This window comes from Clostridium sp., from assembly GCF_017888565.1.
Classification (GTDB): domain Bacteria; phylum Bacillota; class Clostridia; order Clostridiales; family Clostridiaceae; genus Clostridium.
Genome location: NZ_JAGHFX010000012.1, coordinates 1 through 2705, shown reverse-complemented (window position 1 = coordinate 2705; position 2705 = coordinate 1). Strand labels below are relative to the sequence as shown.

The following is a 2705-nucleotide window of genomic DNA, read 5'->3' as shown; positions in this document are numbered from 1 at the left end:
TTAATTTTATTTGTTAGCTCAATATTAGCTAATTCTATCTTTTTGTCTGAAGCTTCTTTAATATTTTCAACTTCTCTATTTTTAGACATAAGTTCAAGTTGAGCCTTTGTAACAATTTTATCTATAGATTTTATTAAAGTTGATGAAGCTCCACTAATAGATTGTAATTCTAAGCTACAGTCTAAAGACTGTAGTCTTAGTGCTTCATTTGAGTTTCTCGTGAACTCCCAAAATATTTTTTCAAATAATTTGGTTTGAGATATGCCTTTATTTTCTGCCATACTTTTAAATTTTTGCTCAATATAATCATCAGGTCTAATTCCTAATGGTGCTTTTTGCTTCTTTTTCTCTTTTATATTTTCTTCTTTCATCATAAATCCTCCAACATTTTTATCTATACTTATATTATATCACTATTTCAATGGAAAATATACTAATAATTTAAAATAATATACTAAAATTAAATAGTATATTAGTAATATATTAATATTTTTAATATACCAAATTTAAATATTAGTATATTAAAAAGGAGTTAAGTGAATTTGCCTTTGTTTTGATATAAATTTTAAAAAATAATAAAGTGTTCCCAGGGAACAACTTTATATTAATTTATTATTAGTGTATAAATTTTATAAAATAAGCAATAAAAAAAGTGTTCCTGGGGAACACTTTTAGTTTTATAGGTTATAAAATAACTATTTCTATTTATAACAAGCAGGAATATCATCATCACCTAAAGATTCATTATCACAACTAATTTCATTATCATAATCTACTTCATTAGTAGGTTTACTACTTTCAGAATTAGTATCAGTAACATCATGTGTTACATTTGTGTTACTTGAATTTATATTAATATTTTCACTAGTATTTGACTTTAAAGACATAGCATTACTAAAAACTAACTCATTAAATTTATAAGAAATATCATCAGTATTATTTTCAGAAACATACTTATAAATTAAATATCTTACAGTTTCAGAAAAATTGGTTTGATTCTCTATAAAGTCTTTAATAATAGGACTATCAGTTTTTTTTAGTCCAAATGAATATACAGATCTTTTCTTCTTTTGAGTATCAGCCATAGAATTTCACCTACCCGAATTATTTATTTTTAGATTGAATATACTTTGATTTTAAAACTTCAAAAATTTTACTGTTAGTAAAATTATATAAACCTTCGGCTTCTAAAGTAACAGCATATTCTTTAGGAATATAAAGAAGTTTAATTTCAGCTCTATCGCAGAAACTCTTTAAATTTGATTCTAAATAAGTTCTCATAAAGATAGAACCACCACCATATACACAAACAACATCAATTTCATTATTAGCTTTTTGAATTTCAGTTTTAATATGATGTAATATTTCTTCGGCTTCTTCATCTATATATTGTTCTACAATTTCCATAGAATCATCATGGAATTTATGACTATCATCCATTAATATCTTTGAATAATCTTGTCTGCTGAATTTACTTAATCCTTTTAATGATTTAAATTCTTCAATAGCTTTATCTATAGCATGACCGATTCCATTATTAGTACCTTTTATAAAGTCGGGATTAAACTCTATACCCTTAGTTATAGGAAATTCAGAAGTACCTTCACCTATAGCAGCATGAAGAACCCTAGCATCTTTGAAATAATCACTATTTAACTTATCTTTATTTTGAAGATTATATTCTTCAAATATATCATTATTACATTCTTTTAATGCAAAAATACTTGTTACACCTTCAGGTATTACTTTAACAAATTCAAAATCTATTTTAACTCTAGCTGTTGAATTGCCAATATGAACTGTAACAATATGTGATTTATTTAAGAATTTATCAGCAAATTCTAATGATTTTTTGTGAGAATAGTAACTAATAGGTAAAGCAGTTGTCATATCAACTTTTATGTTGATAATATCATCAAAATTATTAAATTTATTATAGTATTCTTTGACACCAAATCCAGCAATTTGAGCTAAAGTATTAACCATTACTATATCACTTTCAATTTTATTATTATCAATTCCAACTTCAATATTTCTAACTTTTTGTCCTGATTTTAAAGCATAATTTCCAATATAATATATACCAGATGGATCTTCACAAGTAACTATTAAATTGTCAGAAATATTTTCTAAAACATAATCTTTATTCACTTCATCTAAATTAGGTAATTTTCTAACCTTAGCAAAAACATTAGGTTGAGCTATTGAAACACCATTAATTATTAAATCATGTTCACTATTTCCGTTATCATTTCCTACTTTTAATATAATTTCTTTATCATTCATTCTAAAACCCTCCGTATAATACTTTATTAATAAATTTGTATTACAAATGTATTTCATATTTATATTATAATATATTTGTAATACAAATTCAATACAAAAACAGATAAAACATAATAAATTTATATTAAAAATGTATTACAAATATAATACGGACGAAATTTATTGTAATTCTAATACAAATATAATATTTTATTAATAAATTTATATTACAAATATAATAACAATGTACTACAAATTATTGTATTATAATTCAATTAACAAGTGTTATAGTATGTTATAACTATATTTTTTATTAAAATGTAGTTTATAAATTTAAAAATGTGGTATAATATAAATAAGAAAAGCACCGTACTGGTAATACGATGCTAGTCCAAGAACGTTTTACGTTGGGCTATTAGTTTAAATTAAAGAGTTTAATT

Annotated in this window: 3 protein-coding genes; all 3 read right to left on the bottom strand. The window is 23.3% G+C overall.

The features are described 5' to 3' along the window. The coding region (locus J7M87_RS02035; RefSeq protein ID WP_291648180.1) for a hypothetical protein at positions 1-371 on the bottom strand (371 nt) is incomplete at its 3' end. A 330-nt stretch (positions 372-701) separates the two neighbouring features. Next, a complete protein-coding gene (locus J7M87_RS02030; protein ID WP_291648178.1) occupies positions 702-1085 on the bottom strand; it encodes a hypothetical protein in 384 nt (127 codons plus the stop codon). A gap of 19 nt (positions 1086-1104) precedes the next feature. Continuing rightward, positions 1105-2286, bottom strand: coding sequence for a ParM/StbA family protein (locus tag J7M87_RS02025; RefSeq protein ID WP_291648176.1), 1182 nt, complete (start codon positions 2284-2286; stop codon positions 1105-1107). Between the last annotated feature and the right edge of the window lie 419 nt (positions 2287-2705).